The organism is Simiduia agarivorans SA1 = DSM 21679, from assembly GCF_000305785.2.
Classification (GTDB): domain Bacteria; phylum Pseudomonadota; class Gammaproteobacteria; order Pseudomonadales; family Cellvibrionaceae; genus Simiduia; species Simiduia agarivorans.
On record NC_018868.3, the window covers coordinates 3,210,677 to 3,227,064 of the forward strand.

At 56.6% G+C, this 16,388-nt stretch carries 16 protein-coding genes; 9 read left to right on the forward strand and 7 right to left on the reverse strand.

Annotation, left to right across the window (positions count from 1 at the left end; genetic code table 11):
• Window positions 1–9 precede the first annotated feature (9 nt).
• From M5M_RS14490 to M5M_RS14500, 3 genes are all read left to right on the forward strand, one after another.
• Entirely contained in the window at window positions 10–1,428 is a 1,419-nt protein-coding gene (locus M5M_RS14490) for an FAD-dependent oxidoreductase (RefSeq protein ID WP_015048241.1), read from the forward strand.
• Window positions 1,429–1,710: 282 nt separating this feature from the next.
• Complete coding sequence (hemE, locus tag M5M_RS14495) at window positions 1,711–2,775, forward strand: uroporphyrinogen decarboxylase (RefSeq protein WP_015048242.1); 1,065 nt, start codon at window positions 1,711–1,713, stop codon at window positions 2,773–2,775.
• A 240-nt stretch (window positions 2,776–3,015) separates the two neighbouring features.
• Window positions 3,016–4,380, forward strand: a complete 1,365-nt coding sequence (locus M5M_RS14500; protein WP_015048243.1) for a cyclic di-GMP phosphodiesterase — start codon at window positions 3,016–3,018, stop codon at window positions 4,378–4,380.
• Window positions 4,381–4,432: 52 nt separating this feature from the next.
• On the opposite strand, the gene rlmE is transcribed toward M5M_RS14500, so the two are convergent.
• A complete protein-coding gene (gene rlmE, locus M5M_RS14505; RefSeq protein WP_015048244.1) occupies window positions 4,433–5,056 on the reverse strand; it encodes a 23S rRNA (uridine(2552)-2'-O)-methyltransferase RlmE in 624 nt (207 codons plus the stop codon).
• A 153-nt stretch (window positions 5,057–5,209) separates the two neighbouring features.
• On the opposite strand from rlmE, the gene M5M_RS14510 reads away from it, so the two are divergent.
• Genes M5M_RS14510 through M5M_RS14520 form a run of 3 tightly spaced genes read left to right on the forward strand, consistent with a single transcriptional unit; the run spans window position 5,210 to window position 7,815 of the window.
• Window positions 5,210–6,838: an NAD(P)/FAD-dependent oxidoreductase gene (locus tag M5M_RS14510; protein ID WP_015048245.1), complete on the forward strand. Its 1,629-nt coding sequence runs from the start codon at window positions 5,210–5,212 to the stop codon at window positions 6,836–6,838.
• Between the two features lie 10 nt (window positions 6,839–6,848).
• Window positions 6,849–7,571 (forward strand): TrmH family RNA methyltransferase, encoded by a 723-nt coding sequence (locus M5M_RS14515; protein ID WP_015048246.1) that lies wholly within the window; start codon window positions 6,849–6,851, stop codon window positions 7,569–7,571.
• Between the two features lie 28 nt (window positions 7,572–7,599).
• Window positions 7,600–7,815 carry a hypothetical protein gene (locus M5M_RS14520; protein WP_144062472.1) on the forward strand — a complete coding sequence of 72 codons (216 nt, stop codon included), beginning with the start codon at window positions 7,600–7,602 and terminating at the stop codon, window positions 7,813–7,815.
• A 110-nt stretch (window positions 7,816–7,925) separates the two neighbouring features.
• Here M5M_RS14520 and M5M_RS14525 read toward each other — a convergent pair whose 3' ends face one another.
• The 6 genes from M5M_RS14525 to rsgA form a co-directional block, all read right to left on the reverse strand.
• On the reverse strand, window positions 7,926–8,405 hold the full coding sequence (locus tag M5M_RS14525; protein ID WP_015048249.1) for a hypothetical protein: 480 nt from the start codon (window positions 8,403–8,405) through the stop codon (window positions 7,926–7,928).
• Window positions 8,383–9,033, reverse strand: coding sequence for a hypothetical protein (locus tag M5M_RS14530; RefSeq protein ID WP_015048250.1), 651 nt, complete (start codon window positions 9,031–9,033; stop codon window positions 8,383–8,385). Before M5M_RS14530 ends, M5M_RS14525 begins: the two co-directional genes overlap by 23 nt.
• Window positions 9,033–9,893 (reverse strand): archaetidylserine decarboxylase, encoded by an 861-nt coding sequence (asd, locus tag M5M_RS14535; protein WP_015048251.1) that lies wholly within the window; start codon window positions 9,891–9,893, stop codon window positions 9,033–9,035. Before asd ends, M5M_RS14530 begins: the two co-directional genes overlap by 1 nt.
• A 27-nt stretch (window positions 9,894–9,920) precedes the next feature.
• Window positions 9,921–10,718, reverse strand: coding sequence for a rhodanese-like domain-containing protein (locus tag M5M_RS14540; protein ID WP_015048252.1), 798 nt, complete (start codon window positions 10,716–10,718; stop codon window positions 9,921–9,923).
• 101 nt (window positions 10,719–10,819) lie between these two features.
• The gene (locus M5M_RS14545) at window positions 10,820–12,388 is read right to left on the reverse strand and encodes a hypothetical protein (protein ID WP_015048253.1); all 1,569 of its coding nucleotides are present in this window, start codon (window positions 12,386–12,388) and stop codon (window positions 10,820–10,822) included.
• Between the two features lie 17 nt (window positions 12,389–12,405).
• Entirely contained in the window at window positions 12,406–13,446 is a 1,041-nt protein-coding gene (rsgA, locus tag M5M_RS14550; protein WP_015048254.1) for a small ribosomal subunit biogenesis GTPase RsgA, read from the reverse strand.
• A 105-nt stretch (window positions 13,447–13,551) separates the two neighbouring features.
• On the opposite strand from rsgA, the gene orn reads away from it, so the two are divergent.
• The 3 genes from orn to M5M_RS14565 all read left to right on the forward strand — a co-directional run bounded on the left by orn (window position 13,552) and on the right by M5M_RS14565 (window position 16,312).
• Window positions 13,552–14,100, forward strand: a complete 549-nt coding sequence (orn, locus tag M5M_RS14555; protein ID WP_015048255.1) for an oligoribonuclease — start codon at window positions 13,552–13,554, stop codon at window positions 14,098–14,100.
• A 542-nt stretch (window positions 14,101–14,642) separates the two neighbouring features.
• Window positions 14,643–15,071, forward strand: a complete 429-nt coding sequence (locus tag M5M_RS14560; RefSeq protein ID WP_144062473.1) for a hypothetical protein — start codon at window positions 14,643–14,645, stop codon at window positions 15,069–15,071.
• A gap of 710 nt (window positions 15,072–15,781) precedes the next feature.
• On the forward strand, window positions 15,782–16,312 hold the full coding sequence (locus M5M_RS14565) for a hypothetical protein (RefSeq protein ID WP_015048256.1): 531 nt from the start codon (window positions 15,782–15,784) through the stop codon (window positions 16,310–16,312).
• Window positions 16,313–16,388 lie beyond the last annotated feature (76 nt).

A 16,388-nucleotide genomic window follows, 5' to 3' on the forward strand; every position in this document is an offset into this window, starting at 1 on the left:
GGAAAGATTATGTCCACACGCTTGAACAACAGTTTTCAGTTTCTCGACGTGGGTCGTGAAGATCCCAAGAAGAAGCCGTTAAAAGTCCGCAAACACCAGTTTGTGGAAATCTACGAGCCTTTCTCCGAGGAGGAAGTCAAAGAGCAGACCCACCGCTGCCTGGAATGCGGCAACCCCTATTGCGAATGGAAGTGCCCGGTGCACAATTTCATTCCCAATTGGTTGAAGCTGATCAGCGAAGGCAATATTTTTGAAGCCGCCGAGCTGAGCCACCAGACCAACTCACTGCCTGAAGTGTGTGGTCGCGTGTGCCCGCAGGATCGCTTGTGTGAAGGCGCCTGTACGCTCAACGACGGTTTTGGCGCGGTGACCATTGGCAACGCGGAGAAGTACATTACCGATACTGCGTTTGCCATGGGCTGGAAGCCGGACATGTCCAACGTAGTGTGGACCGACAAAAAAGTCGCCATCATCGGCGCCGGCCCTGCCGGTATTGGCTGTGCCGATATTCTTGTGCGCAATGGCGTAAAGCCCGTGGTGTTTGATCGCTACCCGGAAATCGGCGGTTTGCTGACGTTTGGTATTCCCGAATTCAAGCTGGAGAAATCCGTGTTGGTGCGCCGGCGCGAAATCTTCACCGAGATGGGCGTGGAATTCCGTCTCAATACTGAAGTGGGTAAAGACATCACCATGGAAGAACTGCTGCGCGATTACGATGCGGTATTCATGGGCATGGGCACCTACAAGTACATGAAAGGTGGTTTCCCCGGCGAAGATCTGCCCGGCGTGTTCGATGCTCTGCCATTCCTGGTGGCGAACGTAAACCGCAACCTGGGTTTTGAAAAAGACCCTGCCGATTTCATCAGCGTGGAAGGTAAGCGCGTGGTTGTGCTGGGTGGTGGCGACACCGCCATGGACTGTAACCGTACCTCCATCCGCCAGCAGGCGGCGAGTGTGACCTGTGCATACCGTCGCGACGAAGCCAACATGCCCGGCTCCAAGCGCGAGGTGGCCAACGCCAAGCAGGAAGGCGTGAAATTCAAGTTCAACCGCCAGCCGGTGGAAATTGTTGGCGACGGTAAAGTGGAAGGTGTGAAAGTCGTCACCACGCAACTGGGTGCGCCCGACGAAAATGGTCGCCGTCGTCCCGAGGTGGTGCCCGGTTCCGAGGAAATCATCCCGGCCGATACGGTACTGGTGGCCTTCGGTTTCCAGACCAGCCCGGCGCCCTGGTTCGAGCAGAACGGCATCAACACTAACAGTTGGGGCGGCGTAGAAGCGCCGGAGCATCAGGAATTCAAATTCCAGACCAGCAACCCCAAGGTGTTTGCCGGTGGTGACATGGTGCGTGGCTCCGATCTGGTGGTCACCGCCATCTGGGAAGGCCGCGAAGCCGCTCAGGGCATTCTGGATTACCTGGAAGTCTGATCCGCTACCCGGCCCCGACGCCGGGTGACGCCTGCCGCTCAACGGGGCGTCCTGCCCCGATTCGCTCGCGGGCATCCTTGTCCTTGCAAGCATCACCCGGCGTCGGGGGCTCCACCTCCGTGCCAGCCTCCGCTAAATCACTTTGATCCGTAGGGTGGAATAAGCAACGCGCATTCCACCGTCGCATTCCACCTTTAAGGCCATACCCACCCCACGGCGAATGACCTGCCAAGCCCTCGCTTTTCCCGTACAATGCGCCCTCCAGAATGAATGTGAATGGCCATGACCGAGTTAAAGAACGACCGCTTCCTGCGTGCGCTTTTGCGCCAACCCGTTGATGTAACCCCTGTATGGATGATGCGTCAGGCGGGTCGTTACCTGCCCGAATACCGCGCCAGCCGTGCCAAAGCCGGCGATTTCATGGGTTTGTGCACCAATCCCGAGGCCGCCTGTGAAGTGACGTTACAACCGCTGGAGCGCTACCCGCTGGATGCTGCCATTCTGTTCTCCGATATCCTGACCATACCCGATGCCATGGGCCTGGGCCTGTATTTCGAAACCGGCGAGGGGCCCCGCTTCAAAAAACCGGTGCGCACCGAGGCCGACATTCAGGCGCTGAAGGTGGTCGATCCTCACAAAGACCTGCCCTACGTGGTGAACGCGGTCAGCACTATCCGGCGCGAACTGAATGGCCGGGTACCCTTAATTGGCTTCTCCGGCAGCCCCTGGACGCTGGCTACCTACATGGTAGAGGGCGGTTCCAGCAAAGATTTCCGTCGCGCCAAGACCATGGCGTTCAATCAGCCGGCGTTGATGCATCAGCTGCTGACTGTACTGGCAGACTCGGTCACCGTTTACCTGAATGCGCAGATTGAAGCCGGCGCCCAAGCGGTGCAGATCTTTGATACCTGGGGTGGTGCGCTCAGCCACGCGGCCTATCAGGAGTTTTCTCTGGCCTATATGAAACGCATCGTGGCAGGCCTGATCCGCGAACGGGAAGGTCGCCAGGTACCGGTGATCCTGTTTACCAAAGGTGGCGGTCAATGGCTTGAGCTGCTGGCGGATACGGGCGCGGATGCGCTTGGGCTGGACTGGACCACCGATATTGGCCAGGCGCGCGCGCGCGTGGGTGATCGCGTGGCGCTGCAGGGCAATATGGATCCCACCATGCTGTACGCCAGCCCGGCAAGGATCGAGGCTGAAGTGGGCAGTATTCTGGCATCTTATGGTAATGGCCCCGGCCATGTGTTCAATCTGGGGCATGGCATCACGCCGGAAGTGGATCCTGCCCACGCGGGCGCATTTATCGACGCCGTTCATCAGCTTTCTGGCAAGTATCATCAATGAATGATGGGATTGTGATCCGATTCCTGCGATAAACTCGCCAAATGCGCCTCTAAGGCGCTAAAATCCATACTTAAGTCAAAAGCTTAGCGCCTGTACCTCATACGTCGTCTGAGGTGCTGGCCGCCAGCGCGGGGGTATGTGCCCCGCGCGATTGTATATAGCGGGGGCCCATTGGCCCGTCAGGCATGAGTATGGTCTGCCAGAACGGAAGACCGGTATAGCCGCAACGAGGAAGTTGCCTTGGCGATAAAACAGCTAAAAGTTGATGTAAATGAGTTGACCCTCGGCATGTTCGTGTCGGGTCTGGATCGCCCGTGGTCGCAAACACCGTTTCCTTTACAGGGTTTTTACATCCGCGAACTGGATGAAATCAAACAGCTCAAAGCACACTGCAAGCACGTTTATATCGATGTGGCCAAAGGCAAGGCGCCCGTGGCGACCAAGCTCAAAACCCTGGCCAGGCCAGGCGTTTCGCAACCGGTAAATGGCCAGCGCACGGCCAAAAATGCCAGCGTAAACATTCCTGTCGCCCCGCTCAAAATCAAGCGCAATGTGTACCAGCAAAAGGCTGCGCTCAAGAAAGAAGTGGCGGTAGCCAAAGAGCTGCACCAGCAGGTTCACACTGCCATGGGGCAGGTGCTCCAGCAGTTAGAAGCTGGCCGTGATATTCCGGTCAAAGATACCAAGCGCGCGGCCAGTGCCATGGTGGATTCGGTGATCCGCAACCCGGATGCGTTTTCCTGGTTGGCGCGGGTGAAAGAAATTGACGAACACACCTATACCCACGCCATGCGCTCCGCCGTGTGGGGCATTCTGTTTGGTCGGCATATCGGCTTGAGCAAAACTGACCTGGATACGCTGGCGCTCGGCATTCTGCTCAAGGATGTGGGCAAGGTTAACATCGATAAAAAGCTCATTGCCAAAAAAGACAGAACCCCGGCCGAGGAGCTGGAGTACGAAAAGTTTGTCCTCAATGGCTGCGATATTCTCCGGCAAATGCCCGGCATAGAGCCGCGGGTAATTGCCGTGGTGAAAACCCACTGCGAGCGTCTGAATGGCAGTGGCTTCCCTCAGCATTTACGCGGCGACAAAATACCGATGTTAGGCAAGATTGCCGGCATCGTGACCTATTACGATGACACCACCAACCCGCGTGGTGAGACTTACCCCTTGGCTCCTTCAAAGGCGGTTGCCAAGTTGTATGAGTTGCGCGATGTGCAGTTTCAGGAAGAGCTGGTGGTGGAATTTATCCGCGCCATCGGCCTCTACCCCACCGGTACGCTGGTGGAGCTATCCACGGGCGAAGTGGGTGTCGTGGTAGAGCAGAATTTTGAGCGCCGGTTAAAGCCGAAAGTGATGCTGGTGCTGGATTCGTGCAAGCATCAGATGCGAAAGCCTTTGCTGCTGGATCTGGCAGAGGATGACCGGCAAAAACAGGCGCTGATTGATTCCGGTAAAAAGCGCATTTCGGAAGTGGAAAAAATCGAAATCGCGCAGGATCTGGAACCGGGCAGCTACGATGTGGATATTGCCTTTATCCGCGATCAGTATTTGTTTAAGCCCGAGAAAAAGGGTTGGCTTTCTACTATCTTCGGTAAGGATTAAAACAAGTTGCTAGTCAGGCGGATTCTCTTGCTGGAGAATTGAGACCAGTGACTTATCCCCCTTTAAACCCTTTCGCCACCACGTAGACTTCCCGCGAGCGTGCGCGCGATGCGGCCGGTTTGCGGATGACCACTTTGTCGAAGCTTTCGCGAACGTCTTTAAGATAGTCGTCATAACCTTCGCCCATGAATACTTTGGCCACAAAGCTGCCTTTTTTGCGCAGTACCTGGCGGGCCATGTCGAGTGCCAGTTCTACCAGATACATGGAGCTGGCCTGGTCGGCGGCATTGACCCCGCTGATGTTGGGCGCCATGTCAGAAATCACCACATCTACCGCATCGCTGTTGATGGTGGCCATGATCTGGTCGAACACCTTGTCCTCGGTGAAGTCGCCCTGGATAAACTCCACCTGGGCAATGGCATCCATGGGCAGTATGTCGGAGGCAATCACCCGCCCATGCTCGCCCACCAGCTTCATCGCGACCTGCGACCAGCCGCCGGGCGCCGAGCCCAGATCCATAACCACCTGGTGCGGGCGGAAGAGTTTGTCTTTTTCATTCAATTCCAGCAGTTTGTAGCTGGCGCGCGAGCGATAACCGTCCACCTGGGCCCGCTTCACATAGGGGTCATTCACGTGTTCTTCCAGCCAGCGATTACTGCTTTTGGAGCGGGCCATGGGACTCTCTCTCGCAAAAAAACGCCTATTGTAAGCGGTGGCCGGGGCAAATTCACGGTCGGAGGCCCCGGTCAGGTTAAAACACAGTTAAAATGGCGGTATCAGGCCTAAACTTATTACCCACTGCCGGATAGCCCCCGGCCGGAGTTACCTATGTTGCGAATTAACGAGCTTTCCCTGCCCTTAGATCACCCGGAGGACGCGTTGGTGCAGGCGATTGCCAAGCGCCTGAAGCTCACGCCGGGCGAGCTGCAGGGCTTTGAGGTGTTCAAGCGCAGCTACGATGCACGCAAGAAAAACTCGGAAATCAAGTTTATCTATATCGTGGATGTCGCCGTGGCTGACGAGGCTTCAGTGCTGGCCCGGTTGGGGAAAGACAACAAGGTCGGCCCGGCGCCCGATACCCGTTATTACCCGGTCGAGCCGGCACCCGCGGCGTTGACCGAGCGCCCGCTGGTGGTGGGCTTTGGTCCCTGCGGCCTGTTTGCCGCGTTAATATTGGCGCAGGCCGGCTTCAAGCCCATTGTGTTGGAACGGGGCCGCGATGTGCGCAAGCGCACCAAGGACACCTGGGCATTGTGGCGCAATAAAGTGCTGACGCCCGAATCCAATGTTCAGTTTGGCGAGGGCGGCGCGGGGCTGTTTTCCGACGGCAAACTCTACAGCCAGATCAAAGACCCGAAGTTTTACGGCCGCAAGGTCATGCAGGAGTTCGTCAAGGCCGGCGCACCGGAAGAAATTCTGTACGTGAGTAAACCGCACATTGGCACCTTCCGCCTCACCGGTGTGGTCTCGCGCATGCGTGAAGAAATCATCCGCCTGGGTGGCGACGTCCGGTTTGAAAGCCGTGTTACCGAATTTGACATTCAGGATGGTCGCATTGCCGGGGTGACACTGGCCGACGGTTCCCACATCGCCAGCCGCTACGTGGTGTTGGCGTTGGGTCACAGCGCACGCGACAGTTTCCGGCAGTTACACAAGCAGGGAGTGTTCATTGAACCCAAACCTTTCGCCATCGGGTTTCGCATTGAGCACCCGCAATCGATGGTGGATCAGGCACGTTTGGGGAAATACGCCGGTCACCCGGAGTTGGGTGCGGCCGATTACAAGTTGGTGTATCACGCCAGCAACGGGCGGCCGGTGTACAGCTTTTGCATGTGCCCCGGTGGCACCGTGGTGGCAGCCACCAGCGAGCCCGAGCGGGTAGTTACCAATGGCATGAGCCAATATTCACGCAACGAGCGCAATGCCAACGCCGGCATCGTGGTGGGTATCAACCCCGCAGACGATTTCCCGGGCGATGCATTGGCGGGCGTTGCCTTGCAGGAAGAGCTCGAATCGGCGGCTTACACGCTAGGGGGCAGCGACTACTGCGCGCCAGGGCAACTGGTGGGCGATTTCATTGCCAATCGTCCGTCCACGGCATGGGGGGAGGTGGAGCCATCCTATAAGCCGGGCGTAAAACTGGGCGATCTGACGCCGTCACTGCCCGCTTACGCAATTGAGGCCATTCGCGAGGCGTTGCCCGAATTCGGCAAACAAATTAAAGGCTTTGACCGCGCCGACGCCGTGCTCACCGGTATTGAAACCCGCACCTCCTCGCCGGTGCGCATTACCCGCGATCGCGAAACCTACCAGAGCCTGAATACCCGCGGACTCTTTCCCGCCGGTGAGGGTGCCGGTTATGCGGGTGGAATTCTTTCTGCCGGCGTAGACGGCATTCGCGTGGCCGAAGCCGTGGCGCAGGCAATGCGCGCCGACTGGCAGGCTGAGAACGCCTGAGGAAGCACTGATGAAATTGGATGACGCAAAAAAATTGCATCAGAAGAAATACCGTCAGTTAAGCGGATGCTATCTGGTGGAAGGCGAGCATTTGGTATTGGAGCTGCTGCGCGCCTTGGCACAACGAACGGCGCTGGCGCAAAGCCACGTGTATGTGACCGAAGAATACCGCGATTTTCAGCAGCAATTGCCGCAAACGGTTGTTTCTGCCAGGCAGATGGCGCAGATGTCTGATACCAAGTCTCCGCAGGGGATTGTGGCGGTGGTACCGCAGCTGCCCGTCTCCGCGCAGGGGCAGGAGCAGGCCATTTATCTGTGGCAATGTCAGGATCCGGGTAACCTCGGCACCATCATGCGTACATTGGCCTGGTTCGGGCGTTTTCAATTACTGCTGAGTCCGGATTCGGTGGACCCTTACAACCCGAAAGTGGTGCGGGCAAGCATGGGGGCTGTATTTCACTTGCCCATGCAATTGGATGTGGCTCCCGATACCCTGCCATCCCGGTTTTCCCACTTCGCCTGTCTGGATATGGCCGGGCAACCGCTGACCGAATTGCGGGCAAGCGGCGGCAGTTGTTTAGTGTTTGGCAATGAGGCCCGGGGTCTGCCAGCGGAATTGGTGCAGGCGCTGGGTGCCGAGGCATTTACCATTCCCGGCAGTGGCGCCATTGAATCGCTGAATCTGGCGTCCGCACTCAATATGTGCGTGTGGGAGCTGCGAAGGAGCGGGTGATGGCGGACTTCTTTCTGCGGTTGACGTGGTGTGCAGTACTTTTTTATTTTGCACGTCGAGCCTGACTGCCGCGCAAAATGCCATTGAGCCAGAGCATGCATTCGAAGAGCAGTCACCGTTTGATGGTGACCTGGCCATCGAAGCGTTAATGCCGGTGAGTCATCAGGATGACTTGTTTGAAATGCTTGAGAGTGGCGTGGTCCGGCAATGCAGAGCACATGGCGGCGCGGTATATCGGCCGTGAAACAGTGAGTTACGTAGCGAATATTGCCAAGTATTATCTGGCCTACAAATTGATTTCGGAGCAGCAAGCCATTCGAGACGAATTAAAAACCGTGTCTGATGCAAGCTGCGTTACAGCGCTTGCTTGCTGACCGCCAGCCAGAAAATTGCCAGGGTTACGGGCGGTAGGGTGAAGGTCGCCACGCGGGTGAAAGGGCCATGATAAAAGGTTTCCGCGCGGGTGAGCGGGGTTGGTTGCGCGGCGTTGCGACGCCGATGCAGGCGCACTAACAGAAAATTTCCCAGCCAGATATCAATCACTTCCAATACCACGATGGCACTTACCAGCCAGAGCTTTTGTTGCAACCATGGTGCCTGCCACCAGTTGAGCAGGGAGGCCATCAGAATGCCTGTGGTAATCAATGTAAAAAAGGCCAGGTGTTCAACGATCAGCGTACCCAAAAATACCCGCTCCACCAAACGGTATTCGCTTGAGTGTGCCGGGAACGCGATACGGGCTTTGCGCAGTACTAACCAGGCGCCCAGTGCCGGACCAATCCACAGGATCAGTGCACCCAGATGAATGACTTTAAGCAGGCTGTAAGTCAGCACGATTAAATAAGGTGTGGGCGATGATCAGCATCCAGAGTGTGCTGCATACCATGGCGGTGGCGGTGAAAAATTCCGTGAGCGCCATATTGCCCACGGCAACGGCCGCACTGAGTCCCAGGCCGAGGCTCCAGCTGATCAGGCCGCTCACCGCGATCCAGCGCGCGAGCGTCCGCTGTCGGATCAGCAGCAAGGTCAACAGCATGCCGCCCAGATTGTATAAGCCATTGCCGAGAAAACCCGTGAGGAACATGGCGAGCTGCTCGATCAAGGCCAGCTGGCTTGCGCCCACCGCGATGGCTTGGGGCAGAATAAAACTGTAAATCACCTCGGCCATCAGATCGGGCGCGATGCCAATGGCCACCAGTGTCAGTCCCAGCGTGCGCAAGGGGCCCGGGTTCACCTGTTGGGCCAGCAAGGTACAGAAAGTTAACAGCCCCAGTGCGGACAGCATCCAGAGATACCAGCCGGCGCGCCACAGACCCAGATTGTCCACAATGAACTGCATGCGTTCGCCCAGTTCATTGCCCACCGGGAAGCCGCCGCGCATGGGGCCTGCCATCATCAGGCAGGCTGCGGTGATGACCGCTACGATGCCATAGGTGAGGATGAGTTGGTGTTTTCCCTGCATCAGGCAGACTTGACGAGGGTGCCAATTTTCTCACCCATCACGGTGGGAGTGCCGGCGGCGTATTGGGCATCCCATTCAATGACATCTTTACCGAATACCACGATGGCCGTGGAGCCAAGTTTAAAGCGGCCCATTTCATCGCCCTTGTCCAGAAATACCGGTTTCTGGTCGAGGTAATCGGTGCTGACAATCTGACGCTTGTAGGGTGTCACCTGGCCGGCCCACACGGTTTCGATGGAGGCCACGATCATCGCGCCCACCAACACCAATGCCATGGGACCGGCGTCGGTTTCAAAAAAACACACCACGCGCTCGTTGCGGGCAAACAGCCGCGGTACATTGTCGGCGGTGGCTTCATTCACCGAAAACAGGTCGCCCGGTACGTGCACCATGCGCGTGAGCTTGCCCGCCAGCGGCATGTGGACCCGGTGGTAGTCTTTGGGCGATAAATACACAGTGGCGAATTTGCCGCCCTGAAAGGGCGTGGCATGGTCAGCGTTGCCGCCGAGTAATTCGGTCAGGCTGTAATCCTGGCCTTTGGCCTGGAATACGCGGCCCATTTCGATATTGCCGAGCTGGGAAATCGCGCCGTCGGCGGGGCAGACGATGCTGTTCGGCGAGTCATCAATCGGGCGCATGCCGGGCTTGAGTGCGCGGGTAAAAAACGCATTGAAGCTTTTGTAGGCGCAAGGGTCCTGTTCCAGTGCCTCATCCATATTGACCTGGTAGCGGTTGGCAAACCAACGGGTAAACGGGTCTTTGATCCAGCTGATGGAGGTTTCGGCCAACCAGCCTGCGGCACGTGACAGCGCGTGCTGGGGAATAAGGTACTGGAGCAAGGCAAAAAATTTCGGATTCATGAGTCTGTTGTCGTGTTGGTCGGAAAATTAAATTTCAACGGGCGTATCGGGGTGGTTGCCCCACTCGCTCCATGAGCCGTGGTAGGCGCGGATGTCAAAGCCCAGAGTTTTGCCTACCAGGTAGGTAAAACCGGAGCGGTGATGGGTCTGGCAATGGGTGATGATGTGTTTGTCGCGGGTAATGCCCAGACTGGCCAGATACTCGCGTGCATCCTCGCGAATGCGCAGCTGGCGCTTCTGGTCCATGAGGTTGGTCCATTCACAGTTGATTGCACCGGGAATATGCCCGCCTTTCTGGGCAAACACTTTTTCGCCCCGGTATTCGGCCGGGCTGCGCGCGTCCCATACCAGAAAATTGTCGTCGCCAATGCGCGCGAGAATGTCCGGGATGTCGACAGTAAACTGGGCACTTTTAAACAACTTGGCGTCAGATGCTTTGACCGGACGGGTCATTTGTTCCAGCGGCAGGCCTTCGGCTTTCCAGGCCAGTAAGCCCCCGTTGAGGTAGGAATACTTGTGGTGACCGATCACGTCCAGAATCCAGATCATGCGCCCGGCCCAGCCGCCGCCCTCATCGTCGTAGACCACCACATGGGAGGCTTCGGTCAGTCCCAGCCGGCTGAACAAGGCCTTCAGGTGTTCATCCGATGGCAGCTTACCAACGCCCGGTGGAGTGCCGGCGGCCGTCTCTTGCGGCAGCACGCTTTGTGCGCCGGGTATGTGGCCGGTGGCGAAGGATTGTTCGTTACACAAGTCGATGATCAGCAGGTGTGGGTCGTTCAGTTTGTCCTGAAGCGCCTGGGGTTCAATAACGAGCGGTAGCATGGGATCGCGTCCTGTGCAGATCGGGTGAATCAAACCCGCATTGTAAACAACTCAGGGCTGTTGGCACCAATGGAATCGCGTGGCCATAAAACCACGCGTTTCTAGCCCGAGGCCACCTGTCGGCGCAGCTTCATGGCCAGGCGTTCCGTGGCGGTCTGCAAAGCCAGATTGAGCTGTTTGAGCGCACGCAGCCTTGGCGGGCTTAGGTCGGGCTCGGCGCACAACAGTAAGGCAACGGGTTTGCGCTGCATCACCAGTGAGTGCAGCAGCAGATGATTGGTCTGGCTGAGCACGGCCAATTCTGCTGGCAGGTGTGGGCGCATGGCATCGCGGTTGTCGTCGTTAATAAACACGCTGGCGGTTTTTTCGCACAGCTTATCGAGCAGTGCGCTGGTTTTCAGGGTGGCAAGGTCGCCCGCCGGATTCTGGAACCGGGCCAGCCAATGCTGGCGGTTTTTGTCGGGAATCAGCACGGCACACACCGCCATACCCATACCGTCGGCACAGCCGCTGAGCCAGCTGTTGAGTAGATGATTGAGCGATTGTAAGCGCTCATGGCCACGCGCCAGATCGGCGAGCTCGCGTTTGACAATGTCGGCGTTGCGAAAACGGTTGTCCAACAAGCGCGCGGTGCCGGCAGCGGTTGGCGTGTCTTTCGGGGCGATTGGCGCTGGTTTGGCATCGCGGCTTTGTGGCGCCTTGGGCAACGCATACACCGGGCCCGCGGGTCGATGGCGGGCACCGGCTAACAGCGCACGTGCCGGGTGCTGGTCCACCAGGCTGTGATGGACGGCATCCAGTTCGCCCGCAGCCTGGTGCAGGCAGCCCGATACTTTATCTGCGCTGGTTTGCAGCAGTTGTGCCAGCATGCGCACCAATCGGTTAACCCTGGGGTGCATCGGCGCTTGCATGAACTGCCGGCCCAGCTGGTCCAGCAGAAACACCAGCGCGTGGCGCCGGTGAGCAATAGGGTCAAATGCCAGGCCCTTCGCGGCGCGCAGTAAAGCCCTGGCCTGCGCGCGCCATTCAGCGGGTTTAATGGCCAGGGTTTCCAGCAGCGGTTTGGGCAGGGCTTCACGGCCAAGCCACTGGCTCCAGGGCAAGGGCTGGCCGTACACCAATTGCGTGGCCTTGGCGGGGCCGATGCGCGGATTGCGGGCAAGGCCAGCGCGATTGAGCTCTTCGCGCGCGGCGCTGTGCCAGCAGAGCCAATGCGGCAAGCCGGAAAAGAGCACCGAAAAGTGTAGCTGTTGCGCATCGATCCCCGACTGGCCCAGTGGCAGCTTGTGTAAAAGTGTCGTTCTCAGCAGGCCTTCCTGCAGTTGGCGCCAGTAAAACGGCAGCGGCCGTTCGGCCACCGGCAGCGCGGCGAGCAGCTGATTGCATTGCGGGTACCCCAGCAGGCTGACCAGGTGCGCCAGGTTGTGGATCTCGTTGCCAGTGCGCGATACCAGTTGATTGGCGCGCAGGAAAAAATGCAGGCAGGCAGCCGGATCGGCGGCAATGGCCAGGGCGACCTTGTCGGCATTGCTGTTGATGCCCTGCAGAGCGCGTTTGATACGGTCGTAACTGCCCGGTAACAGGGTCAGCTTTTTACACACCAGCTGTGCGCGCCAGTGGTCCAGCCCCTTGGGTGGCGGTAATTGCAGGGTTTCAATGGGATGTGTCATCCCTTAAGCATAGAGCGTCAGCGGTTGGGCGTCAGACTTTCCAGGATCATCTGGCAGCTGTCGTAGCGCGACTGGCTGATGTCGCCGGCGTCGATGGCGCGGTGAAGCGCGCAGCCCGGTTCCGACTGGTGCCGGCAGTCGCGGAATTTACAGTGGCCCAGGTGCGGCCGGATCTCGATAAAGCCTTCTAATACCTGTTCTGGCGCCATGTGCCAGAGCCCGAACTCGCGGATACCGGGCGAATCGATCAGGTGCCCGCCCGAGGGGAAATGGTAAAGGTGTGCGGTGGTGGTGGTGTGGGTGCCTTTCTGGGTGGCCTCCGACAGCTCGCCCACCTTGATCTCATAGCCCGGCAGCAGGGCATTGATAAGTGAAGACTTACCCACGCCTGACTGCCCCACAAACACACTGGTATAGTTTGCCAAAAACCCCTTCAGTGCCTCGATGTTTTCACCCGTGCGCGTAGACACCGTGAGCACTTCGTAGCCCAGCTGCTCGTAGCGGTCGCGCAAGCGGTCGATTTTTGCCCGATTGTTGTCGTCTATACGGTCGGCCTTGTTGAACAGCACCAGCGGCGTGATGTCCAGCGCCTCGGTAGCGACCAGATAGCGGTCGATCAGATTCGCGTGGGGCTCGGGGTAGGGGGCAGACACGATGATAATGCGGTCGATATTGGCGGCCACTGTTTTCATGTCGCCGTAAGGGTCGGGGCGTTGCAAATGGGAGTGCCTGGGTTGAACCGCTACAATCACGCCGGCGTCTTTGCCACGGCGCCAGATCACCCGATCGCCGGTGACCAGTGAGCCCAGGTTGGCCCGGAAATGGCAGCTCACCACCTCGCCATCGGTGTGGCCGGCATCGGCCTCATCAGCAATCGCCTCTACCATAATGCGCTTGCCATAGTGTGCCACCACCAGCCCGAATTCCTCCGGCCCCAGGCTGTCATCGCTGAGCTTGTCATCCACCTGCGCGTCCCGCCGGGCTGCGCGCTCGGCACGTTCAGACTGGATTTTTTCAATGCGCCAGGCCTGGCGACGGGTGAGCTTGCGTTTGCTCATGGGTGTTGGCTGCACAAATTGCTAAACTTGCCGCATTGTAATGCCCGGTCGGCCAAATGCCTATGACCCGCCATTGCCCCAAATCAAAACAAGGAATACACACCCATGACCCAATTGGCTGACGACAACCTCATCTGGATTGACCTGGAAATGACCGGCCTGGACCCGGATACCGATGTCATCATCGAAATCGCCACCATCGTCACCGACGCCCAGCTCAACATACTGGCCGAAGGCCCCGTATACGCCATTCAGCAACCCAAGGCCGTCATGGACGCCATGGATGATTGGAATACCAATCAGCACGGAAAGTCGGGCTTAACCCAGCGGGTACTGGATTCCAAGGTAACGCTTCAGCAAGCAGAGGCGGACACCATCGCCTTTTTAGAAAAGTGGGTGCCCAAGGGCAAATCGCCGATCTGCGGTAACTCCATCTGCCAGGACCGTCGCTTTTTAGTGCGCGGTATGCCGGCACTTGAGCGCTACTTCCATTACCGCAACCTGGATGTCAGCACCGTTAAAGAGCTGGCCCGCCGCTGGGCGCCAGAGGTACTTAACGGCGTGAAAAAATCATCAACCCACCTGGCGATGGACGATATCAAAGATTCCATCGCCGAGCTGCATCATTACCGCAAAACGTTCATAAAAGCTTAATCTCACCCGCCGGTTTTACCGAGCCAGCAGTCAAAGTCTTTGCGCGCCGTTGGGGCGCAAAGGCCAGACCAACTCACCCCCTGATTACAAAAACCTCCGGGCCAAAAGCGGCGGCAAGCATACTGCGCTAGAAGTGTATGTTTCGCCCTGCAACTGCCCCAATTGATAGTTGAGCTCCGCCAGATGAACTTGCCATTGCCTGCCACACGTGTTTTTTGTGGGTTGGCCAAAGGGGGACGAAGTCTGAACGTTTATACAGTGTAATTGAAAAAGCCAGATTATATGGCTCGTTTTGCTTTTCCATTTGGCTCGTTTTGCGCCTAGCAGAAAAACAAATCTTCTGAAAAATCAGAGTGTTATAAAATCCGACGGGTAGTTATGGGGGTGGCTCGAAAAGGTTTTATAGTGCGCGCACGCTTTTTTGGCGTATAGTTCAACCACTATTAAAAACAATAGATAAATCAATAAATTACAGCCGTTGATTTGCGCGCCAAATGGCAAAGCGAGTTGGCTCAGTAATTAAATGTTAGGATTTACCTACATTGAATATCGATTTAAAAAAGCTATCTGGTCGTGAGTCTGGCCCAAGCGGAATGACTGACCGTGATCGAATTTATATGAGTCCTGATAGCAAGGCTTTTGCACTAGCATATTCGATAGATGAGTGGAGGATGGGTGCGCCAGCAGGAATTCTAGCGTACGGTGTTTTGCAAGGAGATGAGGCAAAAATTTTGGGCAATCCGCCCGGTCTTATGGTTGATCTGCTTGGAAGGCCCGCCCTTCATTGGCTCAACAATACCCAGTTTGTGTACAGGTCGGTGCAGCGCCTCAATGATCGAACAAACACCGATCTACGAAGGAGCTTTCCTGTTTGCGTAGTAGATATAAATAAGGGAGTCTGGGTAGATGTAAAAGGGTATGTTGGTTCACTCAGTGAATATGTTTATGAGTCAACGTACGAAAAATCCTAACAAACGCTTGCAGCCGACAAGCGGCTGAAGCGGGCGTTATTGAGCCTTAATTAATTTAGGGCTTGGCAAGAAAGGATTGGGTTCAGGAGCGTGCCAGTGTTCGGCGCGCCGGCATCAAGGAATGTGCTGTCATCAGCATTGCAGTTTCGTTCCTTGTGCCACTAGGTAGGCCCAATAGCCGGGCCATACGGCACTTCGCATTTTGGGGTGCCACTAAGCAAGTACAAAGCTGGGTCAAGTACGGTATTCTTGCCCCATTGGTGGTCTTAAGCCGTTAAACGTACTCTGTAGGTTGGGTGGTGCAAAAGGCCAATAACAAGTAAAGGCAAACCGACGCGCAAACAGCGCGCGCGGTTGCTTTAGGCGTTATTGAGCCTTTATTAATTTAGGTTCAATCAAGAAAGGATTGGATTCAAATGCGTGCCATTGTTCGGCGCGCCAGCATTAGGAATCGTGCTGTCATAAGTATCGCAGTTTCGTTCTTTGTGCCAGTAGGTAAATCCAATAGCCGGGCCGTACAGCACCTTGGATTGTGGCGTGCCCTTAAGTAAGTACAATGCTGGGTCAAGTACGGTATTCTTGTCCCATTGGTGGCCTTAAGCCGTTAAACGAACGCTGTAGGTTGTGCAGTGTAAAAGGCCAATAACAAGTGCAAGCAGCCGACTCGCTACGCTCTCGGCTGTTACAGGCGTTACGTTGCAAGGTAAGGTATGAAGCAAGCATCACGGTTTATGCCCAAGTACGAACCCAAAAAGGCAAGCAAGCCCGTGGTATTTGCTTTTTTTGCGATAGCGGTTGCAATCGTTATTTATCAGCCTTGGTATCTGCTAGTGATTGCAGGAATAGCCTTGGTAGTAATTGTTTGGAGTGCAATTGACCAGCCTAATGTAGAGCGCCATTTCCAGAATTTGTGCAAGGAGCGTAGCGGTTCATCTATCTGTGAATTTGCCAGAGAATTTGATTCAAAGGTAGTAGATACTTGGATTATCCGAGCAGTCTATGAGCAGCTGCAAGCTGCGCTTCCAACAAAGCAAAGTGTTCCTATAAAGGCCTCTGATGGCCTCTTCGACACATTGATGCTTGACGAAGATGATCTCGACCTGGAATTAATTGAGGAAATAGCGCAGCGAACTGGCCGAAGTGTTGAGGGCTACGAAAGTAATCCCTATTACGGCAAGGTGACAACGGCAGGAAACTTGGTGTTATTTTTCAATCATCAGGCCCGTGCCAATGCAACGTAACAAGTCAAAGCAGCAAGGGCCTGCGGCCGGGACGCGCTAACGCGCGCCCCTGTTTGAGGCGTTAAGTTCTAGGGGA

Excerpts from the sequence above, each read along its gene's own strand:
- M5M_RS14490 (WP_015048241.1), top strand. The coding sequence starts at position 10 with ATGTCCACACGCTTGAACAACAGTTTTCAGTTTCTCGACGTGGGTCGT.
- hemE (WP_015048242.1), top strand. The coding sequence starts at position 1,711 with ATGACCGAGTTAAAGAACGACCGCTTCCTGCGTGCGCTTTTGCGCCAA.
- rlmE (WP_015048244.1), bottom strand. The coding sequence starts at position 5,056 with ATGGCCCGCTCCAAAAGCAGTAATCGCTGGCTGGAAGAACACGTGAAT.
- M5M_RS14510 (WP_015048245.1), top strand. The coding sequence starts at position 5,210 with ATGTTGCGAATTAACGAGCTTTCCCTGCCCTTAGATCACCCGGAGGAC.
- M5M_RS14515 (WP_015048246.1), top strand. The coding sequence starts at position 6,849 with ATGAAATTGGATGACGCAAAAAAATTGCATCAGAAGAAATACCGTCAG.
- M5M_RS14530 (WP_015048250.1), bottom strand. The coding sequence starts at position 9,033 with ATGCAGGGAAAACACCAACTCATCCTCACCTATGGCATCGTAGCGGTC.
- asd (WP_015048251.1), bottom strand. The coding sequence starts at position 9,893 with ATGAATCCGAAATTTTTTGCCTTGCTCCAGTACCTTATTCCCCAGCAC.
- M5M_RS14540 (WP_015048252.1), bottom strand. The coding sequence starts at position 10,718 with ATGCTACCGCTCGTTATTGAACCCCAGGCGCTTCAGGACAAACTGAAC.
- M5M_RS14545 (WP_015048253.1), bottom strand. The coding sequence starts at position 12,388 with ATGACACATCCCATTGAAACCCTGCAATTACCGCCACCCAAGGGGCTG.
- rsgA (WP_015048254.1), bottom strand. The coding sequence starts at position 13,446 with ATGAGCAAACGCAAGCTCACCCGTCGCCAGGCCTGGCGCATTGAAAAA.
- orn (WP_015048255.1), top strand. The coding sequence starts at position 13,552 with ATGACCCAATTGGCTGACGACAACCTCATCTGGATTGACCTGGAAATG.
- M5M_RS14565 (WP_015048256.1), top strand. The coding sequence starts at position 15,782 with ATGAAGCAAGCATCACGGTTTATGCCCAAGTACGAACCCAAAAAGGCA.